Source organism: Phreatobacter sp. AB_2022a, from assembly GCF_026847585.1.
Lineage (GTDB): Bacteria > Pseudomonadota > Alphaproteobacteria > Rhizobiales > Phreatobacteraceae > Phreatobacter.
Window position 1 is genome coordinate 28,258 of sequence record NZ_JAPSET010000046.1, and the last position, 20,040, is coordinate 48,297.

A 20,040-nucleotide genomic window follows, 5' to 3' on the forward strand; every position below is an offset into this window, starting at 1 on the left:
GTTCGCGCCGCATGACGCATTCCGACGCGAGGAATGGGGGGTGTCTTGGGACCGCAGCGCAGCAAAGACAGGCTCTCGCCGCCGCTGATGCACGCCTTCCGCAGCGCCCATGCCGAGCGCAGCTTCGCGCCGAGGATCGGCGACGCGGCAGCCGGCGACGCGCCGCGGCAGGCAAGGCCGACGCGGCTGTCCGGACGCCCGCCGATCACCGAAGGCGCGCTGCGCCAGGAGGTCGCGCGCGACCTCGCCAATCTCGTCAATACGGTCAGCCTCGCTTCGGCCATCGACCTCGACGGCTTCGACGCGGTGCGCCGCTCCGTGCTCAATTTCGGCCTGCGCGAGGTGACCGCGCATTTCGCCGACCAGGCCGCCGACGGCCGGCTGGCGCGCGACGTCGAGGAGGCGATCCGCCATCACGAGCCGCGGCTTCTCGCCGGCACGCTGCGGATCAAGCAGGTCGTCCGGGTGGACGAGCCTTCGCTCAACGTGCGGCTGGAGATCAGCGCGGACCTCTCCTGCGAGCCGGTCGACGTGCCCGTCGTGTTCATCGCCGACATCGACGTCGACAGCCGCAAGATCAACATTGCCAGGGCATCGGCCTCATGAACCGCGAATTCCTCGATCTCTACAATCGCGAGCTCCTGCTGCTCTACGAGCAGGCCGGCGAGTTCGCCGAGGAATATCCCGACATCGCCCAGCGGCTCGGAGGCCTCACCACCGAACGCGCCGATCCGATGGTGGCCGGCCTCCTGGAGGGCTGCGCCTTCCTCGCCGCCCGGGTCCAGCTCAAGATGAAGCACGAATTTCCAGAGCTGACCGGCAACCTGCTCGAGCAGCTCCTGCCCAATGCGCTGGCGCCGATCGCCTCCACGGCCCTGGTCAGGATCCGCCCGCGCTTCGGCGATCCGGCCCTGCGCGACGGCCAGGTGATCGCGGCGGGCGAAGCGATGGACGCGGTCCATGTCGAACGCGAGCGCCAGGTCGCCTGCCGCTTCCGCCTGTCGCAGGCCGTCACCCTCTGGCCGTTCGAAATCACGCGAGCCCAGTATGTCGCGACGCCGGCGCCGCTGCAGGCCATGGGCGTCCCCGTCGGGCGCGGCGTGACCGCCGGCCTCGTCCTGTCGCTGACCCATCGCAGCCTCGCCGACCCGGCCGAGGAGCCCGACGATGCGGCGGCCCTGGCCGAGCCGCTGGCACTGTTCGCCGGCTGCCGCACGACGCGCCTGCCCGTGCACATCCTGGGCGCCGAGGCCGATGCGATCGCCCTCTACGAGCAGATCTTCGCCCATTGCCGGTCGATCCATTTTCGCAGCCTCGACGCCCTCGGCGATCCCGTCGTGATCGAGGCGCCGGGCGTCGGGCTCGAGCAGATCGGCTTCGGCGACGACGAGCAGCTCTTCCCGGCCGACAAGCGGACCTTCCGGGGCTTCGAGCTGCTGCGCGAATTCTTCGTCCTGCCGCGGAAGTTCATCGGTTTCGCGCTGACCGGCCTCGACACGATCCTGCCGCGGCTGAAGGCGCGCACGATCGACATCATTTTCGGTTTCGACGAGGCCAATCCCCGGCTCCCGGCCTTCGTGACGCCGGAGGTCCTGGCGCTCTATGCGGCGCCTGCGGTCAATCTGTTCGAGAAGACCACCGACCGGCTGCCGGTGAAGACCGGCCTGCACGAATACAATGTCGTGCCCGACCGCGGCCGGCCGCTCGACTACGAGCCGCACCGCATTCTCAGCGTCCATGCCCACCGCCCCGGCGGCCGCGAGCGCATCCCCGTGCCACCGCTTTACGGCGCGGCTCTGGAAGGGCCGGCCGGTCCCGACCAGCTCGCCTATACGGTGCGCCGGCTGCCGCGCCGGCGCACCTCGGCGGAACGGCGCTACGGCACGCCGTCGGACTATGTCGGCACCGAGATGTATCTGGCGATCTCCTCGCCGCTCGGCCAGACCGAGGACGACCGTCTCGTCGAGCTGTCGGTCAGGGCGCTCTGCTCCAACCGCCATCTGCCCGAGCTTCTGCCGGTCGGCGGCGCCGGCGGCGATTTTCGCCTGCTCAACGATACGGAGCTGGAAGTGGCCTGCGTGGCCGGGCCGACCCGTCCGCGCGAGCCGATCGTGTCGCAACGGCGCGGGCGCACCGAGACCTGGTCGACCGGCGTGACCGTCTGGCGGCTGCTCAACCTGCTCAGCCTCAACCATCTCGGCCTCGTCGAGGACCAGGCCGGGGGCGATGCGCGCATGCTGAAGGAGACGCTGTTCATCTTCGCCGACATTGCCGACGGCAGCGCCGAACGGCGCATCTGGGGCATCCGCCAGGTGGCGAGCCGGCCGGTGGTCCGGCGCGTCCAGCGGCGCGACGGCACGGGCGTCGCGCGTGGACTGGAGGTGACCGTCAGCTTCGACGAAAAGGCGTTCGAAGGCTCGGGCATCTTCCTGCTCGGCGCCGTGCTCGACCGCTTCTTCGCCGAATACAGCCATCTCAATCAGTTCACCCAGACCGTCATCCGCAGCACCGAGCGCGGCGAGGTGATGCGCTGGCCGCCGCGCATGGGCCTGAGGAGGCCGCTATGACGCTGCCGGCGGGCCTCACCGAAAACCCGGAGCTCTACGACTTCTTCGCGGTGATGCGCATGCTGGAGGCGCGGCACCCCGGTCGCCCGCGCATCGGCGACAGCGCGGCGGCGCGCGAGGACTATGTCTGTCTCGGCCAGGACCCGTTCCTGGCCTTCCCGGCCTCGAACCTCTCGGCTGCCCGGCCGGACCGCAAGGGCCGCCTGCGGCTGTCGGTGCGCTTCCTCGGCCAGTTCGGTCCGCAGGGCGCCCAGCCGCTGGCCCTGACCGAGGAGGCCCAGGCCTATCAGCTGCGCGGCGATGATGCCTTCGTGCGCTTCGCCGACCTCTTCAACAACCGCTTCCTGCAGCTGTTCTACCGGGCCTGGGCCGATGTCCGCCCGATCGCCCAGGCCGACCGGCCGGAGGCCGACCGGTTCAAGGCCTATCTCGGCGCCGCGATCGGGCTCGGCTCACCCGGAGCTCGCGATCTCGGCACCGTCCCGGATGCCCTGAAGCTGCATTTTGCCGGGCTGATGAGCGCCGGCGCCAAGAGCGCCTCGCGCCTCGCGACGCTGATATCGGGGGTGTTCGGCCTGCGCTGCGAGGTGGAGGAGTTCGTCGGCAGCTGGCAGGTGCTGGAGGCCGCCGACCGCAGCCGGCTCGGCGGTGCCAATGCGGGTCTCGGCGCCAGCCTGATGCTGGGCTCGCGCACCTACAGCGTCTCGGACAAGTTCCGCATCCGCCTGTTCGCCGCGACGCTCGCCGAATACGAGTCCTATCTGCCGGGGCGCCGGCGCGCCGACCAGCTCGACGATCTCGTCAGCTTCTATCTCGGCGAGGAGCTGGAATGGGACGTCGAGCTGGCCCTGCCCGCCGGCGAGGCGGCGCCCATGCGCCTCGGCGAGGCCGGCCGCCTCGGCTGGACCAGCTGGATGGCTCCGGACTGGACCGAGGCTCCGGGCGCGCTGCGCACCGACGCCCGTTTCGACGTGCATGAACGGGCCAAGCGGCGGCGGGCGGCCGCCGCCTCAGCACAAGGATCGCGCCGATGACCGACATCAGCCTGGAGACCGTCGCCGGCAAGCTGAACCGGGTGGGCTACGACGCCTTCATCCAGGCGTTGCGGCAGGCCAAGACCGCCGGCAACCGCAATCTCGAACTGGCGCACTGGCTGCATCAGGTGCTGCAGGCCGAGCGAAGCGACCTCGGTCTCACCCTCGACCATTTCAAGCTCGACCGCGCCCGGCTCGGCGCCGACACGCTCGCGGCCATCAACGGCTTCCGCAGGAACGAAAGCGAGATGCCGGGTGTCGCCAATGCCATGGTCGACCTGCTCGACCGCGGCTGGCACTACGCGACGCTGTTCTTCGGCGAGCTGCAGATCCGCACCGGGCATGCCCTGCTCGCGGCCATGAAGTCGATGGACCTCCGGCGCGCGCTGGTGACCATTTCGCCCGAGTTCCAGAAGATCAATGCCGACACGCTCGCTGCCGAGCATCGCGCGATCTGGAGCGGCTCGGTCGAGGACAGCATGCGGCCGATGGACGGGTCGGGCGCCATGGCGGCCGACGCCGCGCCCGGCCAGAAGGGCACGACCGCGCTCGACCGCTTCAGCCAGGATCTGACCGCTCGCGCGCGCGCCGGCGGCATGGATCCGGTGCTCGGGCGCGACGCCGAGATCCGCCAGGTGATCGACGTGCTGCTGCGGCGGCGCCAGAACAATCCGATCCTCACGGGCGAAGCCGGCGTCGGCAAGACCGCGGTGGTGGAGGGCCTCGCGCAGCGCATCGTCGCCGAGGACGTGCCGCCGCTCCTGCGCGGCGTGCGGCTCTGCGCGCTCGATGTCGGGCTGATGCAGGCCGGTGCCTCGATGAAGGGCGAGTTCGAACAGCGGCTGCGCGCCGTCATCGACGAGGTGCAGGCTTCGCCTGTGCCGATCATCCTGTTCATCGACGAGGCCCATACGCTGATCGGCGCCGGCGGCGCGGCCGGCACGGGGGATGCCGCCAATCTGCTGAAGCCACCGCTTGCGCGGGGCACGCTGAGGACCGTCGCGGCGACCACCTGGTCGGAATATCGCCAGCATATCGAGAAGGATCCCGCCCTGACGCGCCGGTTCCAGCCGGTCGCCGTCGACGAGCCCGATGCCGCGCGCTGCTGCGACATGCTGCGCGGCATTCTGGCGCCGATGGAAAAGCACCACGGCGTGCGCATTGCCGACGCCGCGGTGGTGGCGGCCGTCACGCTCTCGCAGCGCTACATTCCCGCCCGGCATTTGCCCGACAAGGCGGTGAGCCTGCTCGACACGGCCTGTGCCCGCGTCGCGGTCAGCCAGACGACCACGCCGGCGGCGATCGAGGCGACCCGCGCGACCATCGCCGCGCGGGAGAAGGAGAGGGATGCGCTCGGCAAGGATGTCGATCTCGGTGCCGATACCGGCGCGCGGATGGCCGAGATCGACGGCGAGATCGCCGCGCTGATGGAAAGGCTCGGCGCCGCCGAGGCGGCCCATGCCGCGGAGAAGGCGCTCGTCGAGGAGATCCTGGCGCTGCGGGCGGAGCTTTCGGGCATGCCCGCGTCCGAGGACGGCGCGGAGCCGCGCGCACGCCTCAAGGAGCGCAGCGCCGCGCTCGGCGCATTGCCGGCGGAAGGCCGGATGATCCATCCCCATGTCGACGAGGAGGCGGTCGCCGCCGTCGTCTCGGCCTGGACCGGCATTCCGGTCGGACGGATGGTGAAGGACGAGATCGAGGCGGTGCTGACGCTCGCCGAGGGGCTGAACCGGCGCGTGGTCGGCCAGTCGCACGGCCTTGCCGCCATCGCCAGGCGGATCGAGACGAACCGGGCAAAGCTCGACAATCCGAACAAGCCGGTCGGCGTGTTCATGCTGTGCGGCCCGTCCGGCGTCGGCAAGACCGAGACGGCGCTGGCGCTCGCCGAGGCGCTCTATGGCGGCGAGCAGAACGTCATCACCATCAATATGAGCGAGTTCCAGGAGGCCCATACCGTCTCCACGCTGAAGGGCGCACCCCCGGGCTATGTCGGCTACGGCGAGGGCGGCCGGCTGACCGAGGCGGTGCGGCGGCGGCCCTATGCGGTGGTGCTGCTCGACGAGGTCGAGAAAGCGCATCCTGACGTGCACGAGATCTTCTTCCAGGTGTTCGACAAGGGGGTGATGGAGGACGGCAGCGGCCGGCGCATCGACTTCAAGAACACCCTGATCATCCTCACCTCCAATGTCGGCACCGAGCGGCTGATGCATCTCGCCGGCAAGGCGGAGTATCGCGACGATCCGGAAAAGCTCGCGGCCGCCCTGAAGCCGGATCTCCTGGAGGTGTTTCCGCCAGCCCTGCTCGGGCGGATCGTCACCATTCCCTACCTGCCGCTCTCGCCCGACATGCTCGCGGGCATCGTCAGGCTGCAGCTCGACCGCATCGGCCGGCGCATCCGCGACAATCACGGCGCGGCCTTCGCCTATGACGAGGCCGTCGTGGCGGCGATCGTCGGGCTCTGCAACGACCCCGCCAGCGGCGGGCGGATGATCGACAACATCCTGACCAACCGGATCCTGCCGGAGCTGTCGCGGCAGATCCTCAAGCAGCAGATCGACAGGCGGGAGTGGACGACGGCGCGCGTCGGCGTCGCCGAAGACGGTCAGTTCTCCTTTGCGGTGAGCTGACGGTTCAACGAGGTGCGCTCGAGCCGCGGAAATGGTGTCGAGCCGCTGATCCGATTGATGTCTCGCGGCCCTCCCATTCGTTCGGACGAACGCGCGGGACGTCCGGCATGGACCTGCGCCTGCCAGGCGTCATCGTTTCGAATTTCTCCGCTTTGTCCAAAATCATCGTAGGAGAGTGGGATGGCAAAAGATTTCCTTTTCTATAAGGAGGAATTACCTCCGAGTCATGATAAATACCATGCTGTCATCAAGGGTAATCTTTTTCTTTTCTTTGAAAAGAACAAGGCTGAAATACTTCCCGGACACGCGGCCGTCATCCGAGGCAAGGTTGTTCGTTATATGATCAATGCCGTGCGTGCCATGGGGCAGGGCGAATACAATTTATCGGTTCTCGGAATGGCAAGCTCGACCGGACCTAGGGCTTTCAACGAAGATCTTGCCGGAAAACGAGCCTATAATTCCGCCATGGCGGCGATACGCATGTTTGAAGCCGAGGCCAAGATCGATCCGACTATCGACAAAACGACGATAAATCCAAACACCGTTCAAATTGCTGATGACCTGGCGAGGATCGACGCCGGACTGCTTCATTTGAGAAAGGATCAAGTCGAGTCGCATCAGGGCTTTTTTCGCTCTGCTGTTTTCCGATTGACTGCGGGGAAGCTCGAAAATCACATCGATCACCCGCCGAGCTGGATCGTCTCAGGGCCGGAAGCGCGGCGGCGTGCGCGTGAATTGCTCAATACGCCACAGCCCGAAATGGCCCCTTTTCCCACGCCCTGGGGTGCTCTGATCGTCCGCAAGGGGGATATTTGGGGGAAATCCAAGCGCCTGATCGTTTCTACAGGTTGGGACCATATTGTCTATCTGCAGGAAGATACGCTCTGGTCCGTCCCAACCGCTGACTTTGCCAGAGAGGTTCTGCTCGACGGCATCATCGAAGGCATGCTCGCGGCAAAGCCGCTGGTGAGAGTCACGCATATTGTCATGGGCTTCATCCAGGGGCTTTTGGTTGGCCCCGTGGAAGCGGTAGCCGGAAAGATCATCGTCTTGGTCATGTGGGGCGGCGCACATCCGAAACTTGTGGGAGATGCCTATGACGCCGCACCGCAAGCCTTCCGAGCGTTGAAATATATCAATGATCATTGTCCAGTTTTATGGTCCGTCCTGATTGCGAAGATCGGCCAGGTTGCAGGTCAGGAAATAGTCAGTGCGCTTAAGGAGACAGTGACAAATCCGGAAAACATCGCCTTTTGCCTTGGAAGGATATTGCGTGGTGTGGGCGGCGTTGACAAAATGCTGCTTGGAAAGGCGTCACCGGGAAAAACGATGATCGAAATAACGATGGGACGAATACTGTTCGTCACCATCGAATGCGCGCTCCTCGTCACCGCCCTGCATCTGCCGGGCGGCTTCCTGACAGTCGCGAAGGAGACGGTCGGGCAACTCGCAAAGGACGTTCAGCAGAAATTCAAGACCGATAGCCGGATTGCGATTCTATTGGATGATGCTCAAGCAAATCTCATTGCCCTGGAACTGTTGCAGCCTGGCGCCAAGCAAGAGCTGGAAAAAATGAAAGATCCATTGGAGAAGTTGAACAAGTTTCTCGAAAAGCTGCAGGCCGACCTCGATTCCGAAAATTGAACCAACATTATCTCGGGGCTGTCCAGCCATACTGAGATGTCATTGTCGGCGGTTGGATCTGTGCCTTCGAGTTGTGCTGAAAAAGAATGTCGGCGACAGCCAGATTTCCGGGGCTGACGGGTGTCGAAGCCGCGGTTTTGCTCCTGGGTCCGGGAGGCTGTCATCGCCTGCATGACAAGCCGGGAGCGTGACAGCCGTTGTCCCGGCGTTCACCTCAGATCATCGCGTGCACGAAGACCAGCGCCGGGGCCTTGCCGTCGGCCGTCATGGCGCTGAGGCTGCGCCTGGTGCGCTTGATGGCGTTGTACTTGCCCTGGTTGCCGTCCATGGTCGTCAGCGCGTCGCCCTCGACCGTGTCGACCAGGCAGACATGTTTCCAGTCGCCGGCATGGGCCTTGCGCAGCAGGACGATGTCGCCGCGTTCCAGGCTGCAGCCGTTCCAGCCGATCTCGCGATAGTCCTGGTGGCCCTTGCCGTCCATCGGGCTCGTTCCCGAATAGCGCAGCAGTTGGCCGGCCGATTCCGGCTTCATGGCCCAATGGATCGCCTTCTGCGGCGAGAACAGCACATTGTTGCTGGGGCCGAACGGATTGAACTCGCCCTGCACCGCCGCGGCATGGGCCCAGCACCAGTAGGCGAAGGCCCCGCACCAGTTGTAGCTCTTGTCGATGTCGTAGACGCCGAAGCCGTCGCCCTGCTTGGCGATGGCGCTGTTCATCTGGTCCTCGGCGATGCGGATGACCGCGTCGCGCAGCGGCATGCGCTTGAGCTCGGCCATGAGGGCAGGGGTCACTGCGGCCGTCTTGGCGCCGGCCTGGCACCAATTGCTGTTCATGATCGTCTGGATCTCGACGGGCTTGGCGAAATCCCGGCCGTCGAGCAGGGCCCTCAGCGTCGTCGTCGCATCGGGCTTGCTGGACGCGGTCAGCACGATCTTGCGGATCGTCTGGTCCTTCTCCCAGGCGCTGAGACCGCCCGCGCCATGGGCCTGCCGGTCGTCCTTGGTTCCGGCATTGAGCTTGACCACGGTGTCGTCGTCGACCTGAACGTCGAGGCCGGGTCCGGCGACGAGGTAAAGGGTCGCCTGCCGGCCGACCGGAATGAGCTGAAGGCTCCGGTCCGCGTCGAAGCCGACCTGGTCCCAGCCGATCTTGCGGAAATGCGGCATGGATGCCTCCCATCGCACGTCAAGGTCCGGCGGGCGTCGTCTGTTCTCGATGGTCCGGCGACAGCAGTCTGGCGGCCGCCTTCGATGCCAGTAGTCCCGGCCGGATGCTCTGCACTGTGCGCTGGACCACAGTCTGACCGAGCGAGGTTTCACCCCCGTGCTGCCTTGATCATGCCCGCATGTCGGCCTATGTCGGCGGCGCCGCAGGGCTGCCCGGGGCTTTCACGGGGCATGACGGGAGGACGACCGATGAGACTGAGGACGCGCGAAGGATCCCATCGCCACGCCCTCGTTCCCTTGGTCCGCCATGCCTGCCTTCATCACTTTGTTCTCCCTTGCCTATGCGACGCCCGACGGGCGTGAGCTTTTCCGCGATCTCGACCTCAGCTTCGGCCGCGAGCTGACCGGTCTCGTCGGCCGCAACGGCGTCGGCAAGTCGACCCTCATCCGCCTCATCTGCGGCGAGCTTCCACCCGCGGCCGGTGCGGTCCAGCGCCAGGGCACGATCGGCGTCCTGCGCCAGGTCGTTCAGGTCGGCGCGGACGAGACGGTCGCCGACGGCCTCGGCATCCGCCCGCGGCTGGATCAGCTCGCGCGGGCGGTCGCCGGCCTCGCCGATGCGTCCGATGAGGAACCGGACTGGACGCTGGAGACGCGTCTCGCCCAGGCGATGGCGCGGCTCGACCTCGCGCATGTGCCCCTCGACCGACCGCTCGCGAGCCTCAGCGGCGGCGAGCGCACGCGCCTTGCGCTCGCCGGGTTGACGATCGATCCCATCGACTTCCTGGTTCTCGACGAGCCGACCAACAATCTCGACCGCGAAGGCCGGGCGGTGCTGCGCCGCTTCCTCGCCGATTGGCGCGGCGGCGCCGTCGTCGTCAGCCATGACCGGGACCTGCTGCGCGGGATGCACCGGATCGTCGAACTGAGCAGCCTCGGGGCGAGCGTCCACGGCGGCGGCTGGGATCTCTATGCCCAGCGCAAGGCGGAGGACGTCGCCGCCGCCGAGCGCGAGCTCGGACGCGCGGAAAGGGCGGTTGCCGCCACGGCCGAGCGCGCCCAGCTCGCCGCCGAGCGCCAGGCGCGCAGGGACGGCGCGGGCAAGCGCTCGCGCGCCAAGGCGGGGGCCAGCAAGCTGCTGCTCGACGCGCGTCAGGACCGTGCCGAAAAGACGTCCGGGCGCGGCCACGCGCTGGCCGACCGGCAGCGCGCGGAGGCCGAGGGCGCCCTGGCGGAGGCGCGCAGGCGGGTCGAGACCGTCGCGCCGCTGGCCTTCGCCGTCGGCAATGGCGGCGCGGCCCATGGCAAGGTGATCCTGTCCTTCGACCGCGTGACGGGTGGTGCCGATCCGCGCCGCCCGGCGATCCGCGGACTGTCGTTCGACGTGACCGGCGCCGACCGGCTCGCCATCGTCGGTCCGAACGGTGCGGGTAAATCGACCCTGGCGAAACTTGCCGCAGGACTGATCACGCCGGTCGACGGGACCATCCGGCGCGCCGGGCATGTCGCGATGCTCGACCAGCAGGTGGCGCTGCTCGATCCCGCGGCGTCGATCCTCGACAATTTCCGCCGGCTCAATCCCGGCTGCAACGACAATGCCTGCCGCGCGGCGCTGGCCCGCTTCCTGTTCCGGGCCGATGCGGCGCTCGCCCCCGTCGGACATCTCTCCGGCGGCGAGATGTTGAGGGCGGGTCTTGCCGCGACGCTGGCCGGCGACCGGCCGCCCGACCTTCTGATCCTGGACGAGCCGACCAATCATCTCGACCTCGCCGCCATCGCGGCGGTCGAAACGGCGCTCGCCGGCTTCGGCGGCGCGCTGATGGTGGTGAGCCACGACGAGGATTTCCTCGCCGCGCTGGACCTCGACCGGAGGCTCGTGCTGCCGGTGCAGGAGCCGGCTCACTAGCCGCGCTTCTCGATGTCCCAGCCGCCCCGTCGCTATCATCGTGCCGGAGTCGCGCAGATCCGGGCGCCGGCATTGACCCAGCAATCGCCGTCGCGTCGCATCGTGCCGAGCCGGCTGTGGGCGCGGCTCGCCCGGGGCTCGCCGTTCCAGTAGCCCTCGGCCTGTGTCGCGTCGTCGAAAACGAGGTAGCCGAAATAGCCCGGGAGCCGGCCGTTCGGCGGCAGCGCGCGCAAAGTGTCGGAACCCTGCTCGATCTGGCAGGCTCCCGCGAGATATGTCCGGCCGTTGATCTCGAGGAGGCAGCGGCCAGGGCCGGAATAGACGACGGATCCGGCCTGAGCGAGACGGACCGTCGGCGGCGGTTCCGCCCGGGCTGCTGGCTCGGCCCGGCCGACCTGCGTGGCCAGGACCGTGCAGACGGCGCCGGCCAGGCTGGCGAGAAGGCGTGAATGCGTCATGGCAGGGCCTCGTCGATGGTGGCGGTGGCTCGCAAGGCAGCGTGAACCGGGCGCGCCAGCACCGCAATCGGTTCGGCTTGCCGAGGCTTGCCGAGCCTTGCGCAAAAGCGTCGGCGCCCGCGGGTGACCGCGGGCGCCGGCATGGCCACGATGCAGGCTCTTTCGCTCAGGCGTGAACGGTGACGATCGGATTCATCACCAGCCCGAAGGCGCGCAACTGGCCGAGCAGCTCCTTGTAGCCGAAGGCCTGGCAACCGGAGGCGAAACCGACCCGTCTCGGCGCCTGCTGCAGCAGGGAATAGCCGGCATAGGCCTGCAGAAGCCCCGTCTGCTTGTAGTTGCAGTTGCCGTGGATGACGACATGGCTGCGGCCGAGCGGGCCGGAGGCGTAGACGGAATCGATCGAGGTGTTGATGCGCGGGTTCTCGCGCGGGGGCATCGCCGCCTGCAGCGAGGCGGCGATCTTGCCGAGCTCGATTTCCTGCTGGTCGAGCGGCAGCGGCCGGATGGTCTCCTTCACCATCTGGGTCGTCTGCACGACGCCCTCCATCACCTCGCGGGCCAGAACGCCGCCGAGCGCCCGCACATTGGCGACGCGCGGGTCATCCTTGAACCAGACCGGATGGGCCGTGCCGCCCCAGGGGACGGCGATCGCGGTTTCGTGCTGGCCTGGCACAACGACGTCGGCCCGCGCGGTCACGTCCCATTCGACGAACTTGTTCTGCACCATGTGGAACCACTTCGCCTTGAGGATGGTGAAGATGGTCTGGGTCGAGGCGTAGGTCGGAAAACCCTTCCAGAACACCAGGATGTCGAGCGTGTCGAGGCCGGGCGTCTCGAGCGCGATGTTCGCGGCGATCTCGCCGGTCGTGTACATCTGCGCGATGTTGGGCGCGAGCAGCAGGTTCTTCTCGGCGAATTTCGCGCCCCATTTCTCCTTTGCCAGCAGCACCCAGTCCTGTTCGCCGGTCGTATCGGAATAGTGGCAGCCGGCGGCAAGGCAGGCCTCGACCACTTCGGAGCCGTATTTGATGAAGGGGCCGACCATGTTGGAGACATATCGCGCGCCCCGGAACAGTTCGGTGAGCGCCTCGACCGTGTGCTCGACGCCGACCACCTCGCAGTCGGCGGTCTCGATGCCGGGGATCTTGTCGACCACGGCCTGCACCTTGGCCTTGTCGCGGCCCGCGGCAATGAAGGGGATGTTGTATTCGCGCAGATATTCGCAGACGAGGCGCCCGGTATAGCCGGAGACGCCGTAGACGACGACGGGTCGCTTGCCGCTCATCGTGTGGCTCCTTCCTGATCAGGGTCGGTTCGAAGGCTGTGGTTGCAGACCGCGGAAACGGCGCCGGTGCGGCGTCACGTGCCCATGCCGCCATCGACCGGCAGGCCGGCGCCGGTGATGAACCGGGCAGCGTCGGAGCAGAGGAACACCGCGGCGTCGGCCACCTCCGGCATGACGGCGAGCCGGCCGAGCGGCGTCTGGCCGACGACATCGGCGACCGCCGCGTCGATATCGGGCGCAAGGCCGAGCGCGACGATGTCCTGGGCAAGCTTCACGCCCATCTCATTGGCGATCAGGCCGGGATAGATGCAGTTGACCCTGATGCCGTAGCCGAGCTTGCCGGCTTCGACCGCCGCGATGCGCGTCATGCGGTCGACCGCGGACTTGCTGCCGGAATAGCCGGATATGGCCGGGAAGGCGATGGTCGCCGCCACCGACGAAATATTGACCACGGCGCCGCCCGCGCCGGCCGGTCCGCCGGGCCGCATCGCCCTGAAGGCGTGCTTCATGCCGAGTGCAACGCCGAGGACGTTGATGTCGAGCATGCGGCGGAAGCTCGCCGCGTCGATCTCGGACACCAGCGCGGTGACCTCGATGCCGGCATTGTTGACGAGGATGTCGAAACCGCCGATCTGGCCGATCACCTCCGGCACCGCCTTTTCCCACTGGGCGTCATCGGCCACGTCGAGGTGGACATAGCCGGCCTTGGCGCCCTTGGACGCCAGTTTCGCCGCGGTCTGGCGGCCGACATCGTCGAGAATGTCGCCGATGACGACCGCCGCGCCGGCCTCCGCGAGCGCCTCCGCGATCGTTGCGCCGATCGCGCGGGCGCCGCCCGTGACCAGGGCCTTGCGGCCCGCCAGATCGAACTGTCCAGCCATCCGTTCCTCCTCCCGTGCGCATGCCGTTCGTGGCCGCGGCTCCCTTGATGGGTGTTCCGATCATTCCGGAACGAAACTTGACATGTGTCAAGATTGATTTTGACATCTGTCAAAGAAGGCGGCGCGCGCAACCTGGCGGGGCGAGGAGCCCCCGAAGCTGGTCCGGCGCCGGTTCGGCGGCACGATCCCGGCGTCATGCCGCCGGCACCGGCCCTCGATGTTGTCAAGCCGGGCGCCGGCGCCTAAATGGAGGCGGTCGAGGACAGTGTAGCGGCAGCAATGGCAGTCACAGGCAGCACGGTGCGCCAGCATGCGGCGAGGCGCGGCACCGCGGTGGCCCCCAAGCGCGGGCCGGCCGGGGCCGTGGCACGGCGACAGGAGCGCGCCGGCGTCAACAGGTTCGACGAACGCCGCATGGAGCTTGCCGATGCCGCCCTGCAGACGCTGGCGGAGCTCGGATTTGCCCGGGCGAGCCTGCGCGAGATCGCCCAGAACTCGGAGTTCTCGCACGGCGTCTTCCATTATTATTTCGTCGACAAGGTCGATCTGATCTGCTGCGCGGTGAAGCACTACAAGGCGCGCTGCGTCAGCCGCTACGACCAGATCACGGTGACGGCGCGCGGCCGCGACGAACTGATCGAAGGCTTTCTGGAAAAACTCGGCGAGACGCTGCGCGATGAGGCGCCGATGCACCGGCTCTGGTACGAGCTGCGCTCGCAGGCGCTGTTCGAGAAGGCGTTCCAGGACGATGTCGAGGCCATCGACAAGAGCCTGGAAGACATGATCTGGCGCATCCTGGCGCGCCTGGCGGCGTTCGACGGTCGCCAGCCGGCGGTCTCGCCGGCCGCTCTCTATGCGCTCTTCGACGGCCTGTTCCAGCGCCACCTGCTCCGGCAGCTCGCCGGCGACGATGCCGCGGCCGAAAGCCTTGCCGGCGAATTGCGGCGCCTGTTTCCGCTCGTCGCCTGAATAGACTCGCGTCTCAGTTTGCCGCCTCGCTGAGCCCGGCCGCACGGATCAGCCGGGTCCAGCGCTCGATGTCGCCGCGGATCTGCGCGCGGGTCTCCTCCGCGCCGAGCCTCAGGATCCGGCCCCCGGTGCGCGCGAATGCGGTGTCGACATCGGGCAGGGCGAGCACGGCGGCAAGCTCGCGGCGCAGCCGCTCGAGGATGGCGGGCGCCGTCGCGGCGGGCGCGAACAGGCCGAACCAGCTTTCCATGTCGAGATCGGCGATGCCGGTCTCCGCGACGCTCGGCACGTCGGGATGGAACGGCTGGCGCTGCCGCGAGGAGACGGCGAGGGGCCTGACCGTCCCGGCCTCGACCTGGGCGCGGGCGGTCGAGGAAATGTCGAAGAACAGATCGACCCGCCCGCCCATCAGGTCCTGATAGGCCGCCTGGGCGCCGCGATAGGGCACATGGGTCATCCTGACGCCGGCGAGATGTTCGGTCACCGCCGCGGCGATGTGCTGCCCTGAGCCGCGGCCGGCGGAGGCATAGGTGACGCGGCCGGGATTGGCGCGGGCAAAGGCGATCAGCGCGGCGAGGTCGGGCTGCGGCAGGTCCTTGCGGGCGATGAGCGTGTAGGACCAGCTGACGGCGAGGCCGACCGGCACGAGGTCCTTTTCGGGATCATAGGGCAGGGACGGATAGAGGCCGGGGTTGAGCGCGATGTTGGAGAGGCCGCCGAGCAGCAGCGTGTAGCCGTCGGCGGCGGCCTGCGCCGCGGCCTGCGTGCCGACGATCGTGCCCGCGCCCTGCCGGTTCTCCACCACCACCGCCTGGCCGAGGCGCGGCGCCAGCCGGTCGGCGAGAATGCGTGCGACCGTGTCGAAACCGCCGCCGGCCGGCTGCGGCACGATCAGCTTGATCGCCTGGCTCGGATAGTCTGCGGCCCGTGCCGGAAAAGCGGCGACGGCGGCGCCGAGGGCCAGCGCGTCGCGGCGCGAGAGAATCATGACGGCCTCCCCAGGCTCGTTTCGCGGCGGTGCCTTGCACTTGCCGAGTTTCATCTGTGAAACTGTTCTTATTTATGAACTGAACACAGAGGCGACCTGCCGTCAATGGCGGCAAGGCTGCCGGCGCGTCGCAGCCTTCCAGGCGCGTGTCAGGCCGCCCGGCTCTGATCGAGAAGACGGCCGAGCGCTGCGGCGCTCGCCTCCAGGTGGCGCCGGAACAGGGCTTCGCGGCTCTGCGGGAAGCGTGCGGTCGGGACGGCGAGATTGAGCGCGCCGCAAACGACGCCGTGGCGCAGGACCGCGGTCGCGATGCCGGTGATGCCCGGCGTGAACTCCTCGCGCGAATAGGCGAAACGATCGCGGCGCACCGCGGCGATCTCTTCCCGCAGCCGGTCCTTGGAGCGGATGGTGGCAGGCGTGATCTCGTCGAAGCCGACGCTCTCCAGATAGCTGGCGATCTCATCCGGCGGCAAGGCCGCCAGCAGCACCTTGCCGGCGGAAACCGCATAGAGCGGAGCCCGCTCGCCGACCCTCATCGTATAGGAGAGGGCCTGGTTGCCGACGGCCGAGGCGATCGTCTCGGCCCGGTCGCCGGCCCGCATGTAGAAGCCGGAGGTTTCGTTGAGCTGGTGGCTCAGGTCGTTCAGCACCGGCTGGACGAGGACCGCGAGCGGCGGCCCGGCCATCCGCCCGGCGAGCATCGCGACCCTGGGGCCGAGGCGATAGCGCCCGCTGCCCAGGTCCTGGTCGAGATAGCCGCGCGCCAGGAGCGTGTTCAGAAGGTGGAACAGGCTGCTGCGGGGAATGGCGAGATCCGCCATGAGGCGGGAAAAGGACGGCGGCTCGGCGGCGTCGCCGACATGTTCGAGAATGTCGAGGGCGCGGTCGGCGGACTTGACGGCGGCAGTCGGCTCGGTTTTCATTTGGTGAACCGGTTTATGAGTATAAACTATATGCGGCCGACCTGGTTGTCCAGAATGCGGGAGGCCGGCAGCCGAGGATCCTACCCGATGGACTCATCTCTGACGGATCGCCTGATCATTCGCGAGCTCATCGAAAACTGGGCGGTCTGGCGTGATGCCGGCGACTGGGAGCGCTTCGCGACCGTCTGGCACGACGACGGCTGGATGTCGGCGACCTGGTTTCAGGGGCCGGCGGCGGATTTCATCAAGGTCAGCCGCGAGGGGCGGTCGCGGGGCGTCAGCATCCTGCATTTCCTCGGCGGGATGAGCATCGAGCTCGCCGGTACCCGGGCCATCGCCCAGACCAAGATGACCATCTCCCAGCGCGCCGAGGTGCACGGCGTCCTCTGCGACGTCGTCTGCACCGGGCGCTTCTTCGACTTCGTGGAGAAGCGCGACGGGCGCTGGGGTGTCGTCCTGCGCCAGCCGATCTACGAAAAGGACCGGATCGATCCGGTCGATCCGGCGGCGCGGCTCAGCCTCAAGCAGGAGGTTCTGGCGGCCCTGCCGGCCGGCTACCGCCATCTGGCCTATATCCAGGAGGAGATCGGCTATCGCGTGAAGCGCGACATGCCTGGGCTCAGCGGCCCCGAGGTCGAGGCGCTCTATGCGCGCGGCCGCGGCTGGCTCGAGGGTGGTCCGGCGCGCTGAGCGTGGCGAAAGGCGACATGGCAGGATAGGCGCCGGTCGGCCGGTGGATCAATTTTTTGACAAGCTTTGGCAAACGACCTTGATGCCAAGGGAGACCGCCATGGCGACGATGAACGTATCCTTGCCCGACCCTACGCCAATGCGAGCGACTATGTGCGTGACCTGATCCGCCGGTATCAGGAGCGCAACGACAGGATTGCCGCCATGCGGCGTCTTGTCGACGAAGGCTTGAAGAGCGGCATCGGCGACAGGACCACGGACGACCTGTTTGCGGCGGCGCTGGCACGCGCGTGAAACTCCGCGCGGCGATCGACGGTGGGGTTTCGCCTTTCCCTCGCGGCTGAAGAGGACATTGTCGGCATTGCCGAGAATGGCGTGCGCCTGTTCGGCATTGCACAAGCCCGGCCGTACCATGGCGAACTGTTCGGCATCTGCGACCTGATTGCCGGCAGTCCGCGCATGGCGCGCGAGCGCCATGAACTATCGCCGCCGATGCGTATTCATCCCTTCAGGGCGCATCTGGTGATCTATCGTATTGACGAGGATGGCGACGTTCTCATTGTCCGTGTGCGTCACGGGCACGAGGATTGGGCGGAAGCGGCGTCGAGCCGAGATCTGCCGGGATTGGATTGCGCTTCCCGAGACAGCCTGCCCTGCAGAGCACGTCGGCGCGACAGGGCAGGCCATTTCATTGTCAAATGTGCAGCGCGTGGCCGAGCGCTTTCAGCGCCGCCTCCTGGAAGCCTTCGCCCTGGGTCGGATGGGCATGGATCGTGCCGGCAATGTCCTCGAGGCGAGCTCCCATTTCGAGCGCCAGTCCGAAGGCGGCGGCCAGTTCCGAGACGCCCTGGCCGACGGCCTGGATGCCGAGCACCAGGTGATTGTCGGCGCGCGCGACGACGCGCACGAAGCCGGCCTCGCCCAGCATGGTCATGGCGCGGCCATTGGCGGTGAACGGGAACTGGCCGGTCTTCACCTCGATGCCGGCGGCGCGCGCCGCATCGGGCGACAGGCCGACCGTGACGATCTCGGGATCGGTGAAGCAGACCGCGGCGATGGCGCGGTTGTCCCAGCTGCGGGCATGGCCGGCGACGATCTCGGCGACCATCTCGCCCTGGGCCATGGCGCGGTGGGCGAGCATGGGTTCGCCCGTCACGTCGCCGATGGCATAGATGCCACGCATCGAGGTGCGGCAGCGGTCGTCGATGCGGATGAAGCGGCCGTCCATGTCGAGGCCGAGCTCTTCGAGCCCCCAGCCCTCGGTGACCGGCCGGCGGCCGACCGTGACGAGGATCCGGTCGGCGGCGATGCGCCGGTCGGTGCCGGCGGCGGTTTCGACCAGCAGCCCGTCGTTCTTCGGCGCGAGCCCCTTGGCCTTGGCGCCGGTCAGCACCTCGACGCCGAGATCGGCAAGGCGCCTGGCCACCGGCCGGGTCAGCTCGGCGTCATATTGCGGCAGGATGCGCGCTTCGGCCTCGACCACGGTCACGGCGGTGCCGAACTTGGCGAAGGCCATGCCGAGCTCGAGGCCGATATAGCCGGCTCCGACAATGGCGAGCGCCTTCGGCAGCGTCGTCAGGGCGAGCGCTTCGGTCGAGGAGATGACCGGTCCGGCGAAGGGCAGGAAAGGCAGTTCGACCGGCGCCGAGCCAGTGGCGATGACAACCGTCTCGGCGCGGATCACCTGCAGGCCGGTCTCGGTCTCGACCTCGACGGTCTTGCCGTCGCGAAAGCGGGCGGTGCCGCCGACGATCTTGACGCGCGCCTTCTTCAGGAGACCGGCGACGCCGCTGTTGAGGCGGCCGACAATGCCATCCTTCCAGGCGATGGTCTTGCCGAGATCGAGCGCCGGCTTCGCCACGCTGATGCCGAGCGGGCTGGTGCCGGCGGCCATGTGGCTGGCCTTGTCGAACTCCTCGGCCGCATGGATGAGAGCCTTGGAGGGGATGCAGCCGATCGTCAGGCAGGTGCCGCCGAGCTTGCGCTTCTCGACGATCACCGTGTCGAGCCCGAGCTGGCCGGCGCGGATCGCGGCGATATAGCCGCCCGGGCCGCCGCCGATGACCAGCAGCTTGCAGGAAATCTCTTTCATCGCGTCAGCCCTCGACGAAGATCATGGCCGGGGTTTCGAGCAGCGTCTTGAGGCGCTGGACGAAGACCGCGGCGTCCCAGCCGTCGACGACACGATGGTCGAAGCTGGAGGAGAGGTTCATCATCTTGCGCGGGATGAAGCCCGTGCCGTCCCAGACCGGGCGGATCATCATCTTGTTGACGCCGACGATGGCGACTTCCGGATAGTTGATGACCGGCGTCGTCACCACGCCGCCCATCGCGCCGAGCGAGGTGATGGTGATGGTCGAGCCGGTCAGCTCCTCGCGCGTCGCGGTGCCGGCCTTCGCGGCGTCGGCCAGGCGGTTCACCTCCGCGGCGCAATTCCAGAGATCGCGGGCTTCGGCATGTTTCACCACCGGCACGACGAGGCCGGTCGGGGTCTGGGCGGCAATGCCGATATGGATGCCGCCATGCTGGTGGATGATGCCGGCATCGTCGTCGAACAGGGCGTTGAGGCCCGGCTGGTCGGCCAGCGCCTTGACCATGGCGCGCATCAGGAAGGGCAGGAGGGTGAGCTTGGCCTGATCGGCGCGCTTGGCCTTGTTGAGCGCCGCGCGCAGGTCCTCCAGCGCGGTGACGTCGACCTCCTCGACATAGGTGATGTGCGGGATGCGCGACTTCGACAGCGCCATCTTCTCGGCGATGCGCCGGCGCAGGCCCACCACCTTGATGTCCTCGACGGCATGGTTCTCGGCAAGGCCGCTCGCCCGTTCGCCGGACGGGCCGCGTGCGATGAAGGCGTCGAGATCCTCATGGCCGATCCGGCCGGCCGGGCCGGTGCCGCG

General features: G+C 67.8%; 16 protein-coding genes and 2 pseudogenes. 10 read left to right on the forward strand and 8 right to left on the reverse strand.

Annotation, left to right across the window (positions count from 1 at the left end; genetic code table 11):
• Positions 1–45 precede the first annotated feature (45 nt).
• The 5 genes from tssE (at position 46) to OZ671_RS25700 (ending at position 7,872) form a co-directional block, all read left to right on the forward strand.
• On the forward strand, positions 46–606 hold the full coding sequence (gene tssE, locus OZ671_RS25680; protein ID WP_268863348.1) for a type VI secretion system baseplate subunit TssE: 561 nt from the start codon (positions 46–48) through the stop codon (positions 604–606).
• Positions 603–2,567: a type VI secretion system baseplate subunit TssF gene (tssF, locus tag OZ671_RS25685; protein WP_268863349.1), complete on the forward strand. Its 1,965-nt coding sequence runs from the start codon at positions 603–605 to the stop codon at positions 2,565–2,567. The genes tssE and tssF overlap by 4 nt, the downstream gene beginning before the upstream one ends.
• On the forward strand, positions 2,564–3,601 hold the full coding sequence (tssG, locus tag OZ671_RS25690) for a type VI secretion system baseplate subunit TssG (protein WP_268863350.1): 1,038 nt from the start codon (positions 2,564–2,566) through the stop codon (positions 3,599–3,601). Before tssF ends, tssG begins: the two co-directional genes overlap by 4 nt.
• A complete protein-coding gene (gene tssH, locus OZ671_RS25695; RefSeq protein WP_268863351.1) occupies positions 3,598–6,228 on the forward strand; it encodes a type VI secretion system ATPase TssH in 2,631 nt (876 codons plus the stop codon). The genes tssG and tssH overlap by 4 nt, the downstream gene beginning before the upstream one ends.
• Positions 6,229–6,408: 180 nt before the next feature.
• Positions 6,409–7,872, forward strand: a complete 1,464-nt coding sequence (locus OZ671_RS25700; RefSeq protein WP_268863352.1) for a hypothetical protein — start codon at positions 6,409–6,411, stop codon at positions 7,870–7,872.
• Between the two features lie 214 nt (positions 7,873–8,086).
• Here the strand turns inward: OZ671_RS25700 and OZ671_RS25705 are convergent, their stop codons facing one another.
• Positions 8,087–9,040: a hypothetical protein gene (locus OZ671_RS25705; protein WP_268863353.1), complete on the reverse strand. Its 954-nt coding sequence runs from the start codon at positions 9,038–9,040 to the stop codon at positions 8,087–8,089.
• A gap of 307 nt (positions 9,041–9,347) precedes the next feature.
• Here OZ671_RS25705 and OZ671_RS25710 point away from each other — a divergent pair, with 307 nt between their 5' ends.
• Entirely contained in the window at positions 9,348–10,946 is a 1,599-nt protein-coding gene (locus OZ671_RS25710) for an ABC-F family ATP-binding cassette domain-containing protein (RefSeq protein WP_268863354.1), read from the forward strand.
• A gap of 35 nt (positions 10,947–10,981) precedes the next feature.
• Here the strand turns inward: OZ671_RS25710 and OZ671_RS25715 are convergent, their stop codons facing one another.
• The 3 genes from OZ671_RS25715 to OZ671_RS25725 all read right to left on the reverse strand — a co-directional run bounded on the left by OZ671_RS25715 (position 10,982) and on the right by OZ671_RS25725 (position 13,573).
• Complete coding sequence (locus OZ671_RS25715) at positions 10,982–11,404, reverse strand: hypothetical protein (protein ID WP_268863355.1); 423 nt, start codon at positions 11,402–11,404, stop codon at positions 10,982–10,984.
• 166 nt (positions 11,405–11,570) lie between these two features.
• Positions 11,571–12,692: a DUF5938 domain-containing protein gene (locus OZ671_RS25720; RefSeq protein ID WP_268863356.1), complete on the reverse strand. Its 1,122-nt coding sequence runs from the start codon at positions 12,690–12,692 to the stop codon at positions 11,571–11,573.
• 74 nt (positions 12,693–12,766) lie between these two features.
• Positions 12,767–13,573 carry an SDR family NAD(P)-dependent oxidoreductase gene (locus tag OZ671_RS25725; RefSeq protein ID WP_038301740.1) on the reverse strand — a complete coding sequence of 269 codons (807 nt, stop codon included), beginning with the start codon at positions 13,571–13,573 and terminating at the stop codon, positions 12,767–12,769.
• Positions 13,574–13,852: 279 nt separating this feature from the next.
• Between OZ671_RS25725 and OZ671_RS25730 the strand changes: the two genes are divergently transcribed.
• On the forward strand, positions 13,853–14,542 hold the full coding sequence (locus OZ671_RS25730; RefSeq protein ID WP_268863357.1) for a TetR/AcrR family transcriptional regulator: 690 nt from the start codon (positions 13,853–13,855) through the stop codon (positions 14,540–14,542).
• Positions 14,543–14,555: 13 nt separating this feature from the next.
• On the opposite strand, the gene OZ671_RS25735 is transcribed toward OZ671_RS25730, so the two are convergent.
• Positions 14,556–15,530, reverse strand: coding sequence for a Bug family tripartite tricarboxylate transporter substrate binding protein (locus tag OZ671_RS25735; protein ID WP_268863358.1), 975 nt, complete (start codon positions 15,528–15,530; stop codon positions 14,556–14,558).
• 149 nt (positions 15,531–15,679) lie between these two features.
• The gene (locus tag OZ671_RS25740) at positions 15,680–16,453 is read right to left on the reverse strand and encodes an IclR family transcriptional regulator (RefSeq protein WP_268863359.1); all 774 of its coding nucleotides are present in this window, start codon (positions 16,451–16,453) and stop codon (positions 15,680–15,682) included.
• A gap of 87 nt (positions 16,454–16,540) precedes the next feature.
• Between OZ671_RS25740 and OZ671_RS25745 the strand changes: the two genes are divergently transcribed.
• The 3 genes and pseudogenes from OZ671_RS25745 to OZ671_RS25755 form a co-directional block, all read left to right on the forward strand.
• A complete protein-coding gene (locus tag OZ671_RS25745; protein ID WP_268863360.1) occupies positions 16,541–17,143 on the forward strand; it encodes a nuclear transport factor 2 family protein in 603 nt (200 codons plus the stop codon).
• Between the two features lie 100 nt (positions 17,144–17,243).
• Positions 17,244–17,434, forward strand: a pseudogene (locus OZ671_RS25750) (ribbon-helix-helix domain-containing protein); the annotation flags it as partial.
• Between the two features lie 24 nt (positions 17,435–17,458).
• A pseudogene (locus tag OZ671_RS25755) lies at positions 17,459–17,737 on the forward strand (type II toxin-antitoxin system RelE/ParE family toxin); the annotation flags it as partial.
• Between the two features lie 100 nt (positions 17,738–17,837).
• Here the strand turns inward: OZ671_RS25755 and lpdA are convergent.
• The gene (gene lpdA, locus OZ671_RS25760) at positions 17,838–19,235 is read right to left on the reverse strand and encodes a dihydrolipoyl dehydrogenase (protein WP_268863361.1); all 1,398 of its coding nucleotides are present in this window, start codon (positions 19,233–19,235) and stop codon (positions 17,838–17,840) included.
• 4 nt (positions 19,236–19,239) lie between these two features.
• On the reverse strand, positions 19,240–20,040 hold an 801-nt coding region (locus tag OZ671_RS25765), incomplete at its 5' end, for a dihydrolipoamide acetyltransferase family protein (protein ID WP_268863362.1).

Coding starts and splice junctions, on each gene's coding strand:
- tssG (WP_268863350.1), top strand. CDS start 2,564: ATGACGCTGCCGGCGGGCCTCACCGAAAACCCGGAGCTCTACGACTTC.
- OZ671_RS25720 (WP_268863356.1), bottom strand. CDS start 12,692: ATGAGCGGCAAGCGACCCGTCGTCGTCTACGGCGTCTCCGGCTATACC.
- lpdA (WP_268863361.1), bottom strand. CDS start 19,235: ATGAAAGAGATTTCCTGCAAGCTGCTGGTCATCGGCGGCGGCCCGGGC.
- OZ671_RS25705 (WP_268863353.1), bottom strand. CDS start 9,040: ATGCCGCATTTCCGCAAGATCGGCTGGGACCAGGTCGGCTTCGACGCG.
- tssH (WP_268863351.1), top strand. CDS start 3,598: ATGACCGACATCAGCCTGGAGACCGTCGCCGGCAAGCTGAACCGGGTG.
- tssF (WP_268863349.1), top strand. CDS start 603: ATGAACCGCGAATTCCTCGATCTCTACAATCGCGAGCTCCTGCTGCTC.
- OZ671_RS25700 (WP_268863352.1), top strand. CDS start 6,409: ATGGCAAAAGATTTCCTTTTCTATAAGGAGGAATTACCTCCGAGTCAT.
- OZ671_RS25715 (WP_268863355.1), bottom strand. CDS start 11,404: ATGACGCATTCACGCCTTCTCGCCAGCCTGGCCGGCGCCGTCTGCACG.
- OZ671_RS25745 (WP_268863360.1), top strand. CDS start 16,541: ATGGACTCATCTCTGACGGATCGCCTGATCATTCGCGAGCTCATCGAA.
- OZ671_RS25730 (WP_268863357.1), top strand. CDS start 13,853: ATGGCAGTCACAGGCAGCACGGTGCGCCAGCATGCGGCGAGGCGCGGC.
- OZ671_RS25710 (WP_268863354.1), top strand. CDS start 9,348: ATGCCTGCCTTCATCACTTTGTTCTCCCTTGCCTATGCGACGCCCGAC.
- OZ671_RS25735 (WP_268863358.1), bottom strand. CDS start 15,530: ATGATTCTCTCGCGCCGCGACGCGCTGGCCCTCGGCGCCGCCGTCGCC.
- OZ671_RS25725 (WP_038301740.1), bottom strand. CDS start 13,573: ATGGCTGGACAGTTCGATCTGGCGGGCCGCAAGGCCCTGGTCACGGGC.
- OZ671_RS25740 (WP_268863359.1), bottom strand. CDS start 16,453: ATGAAAACCGAGCCGACTGCCGCCGTCAAGTCCGCCGACCGCGCCCTC.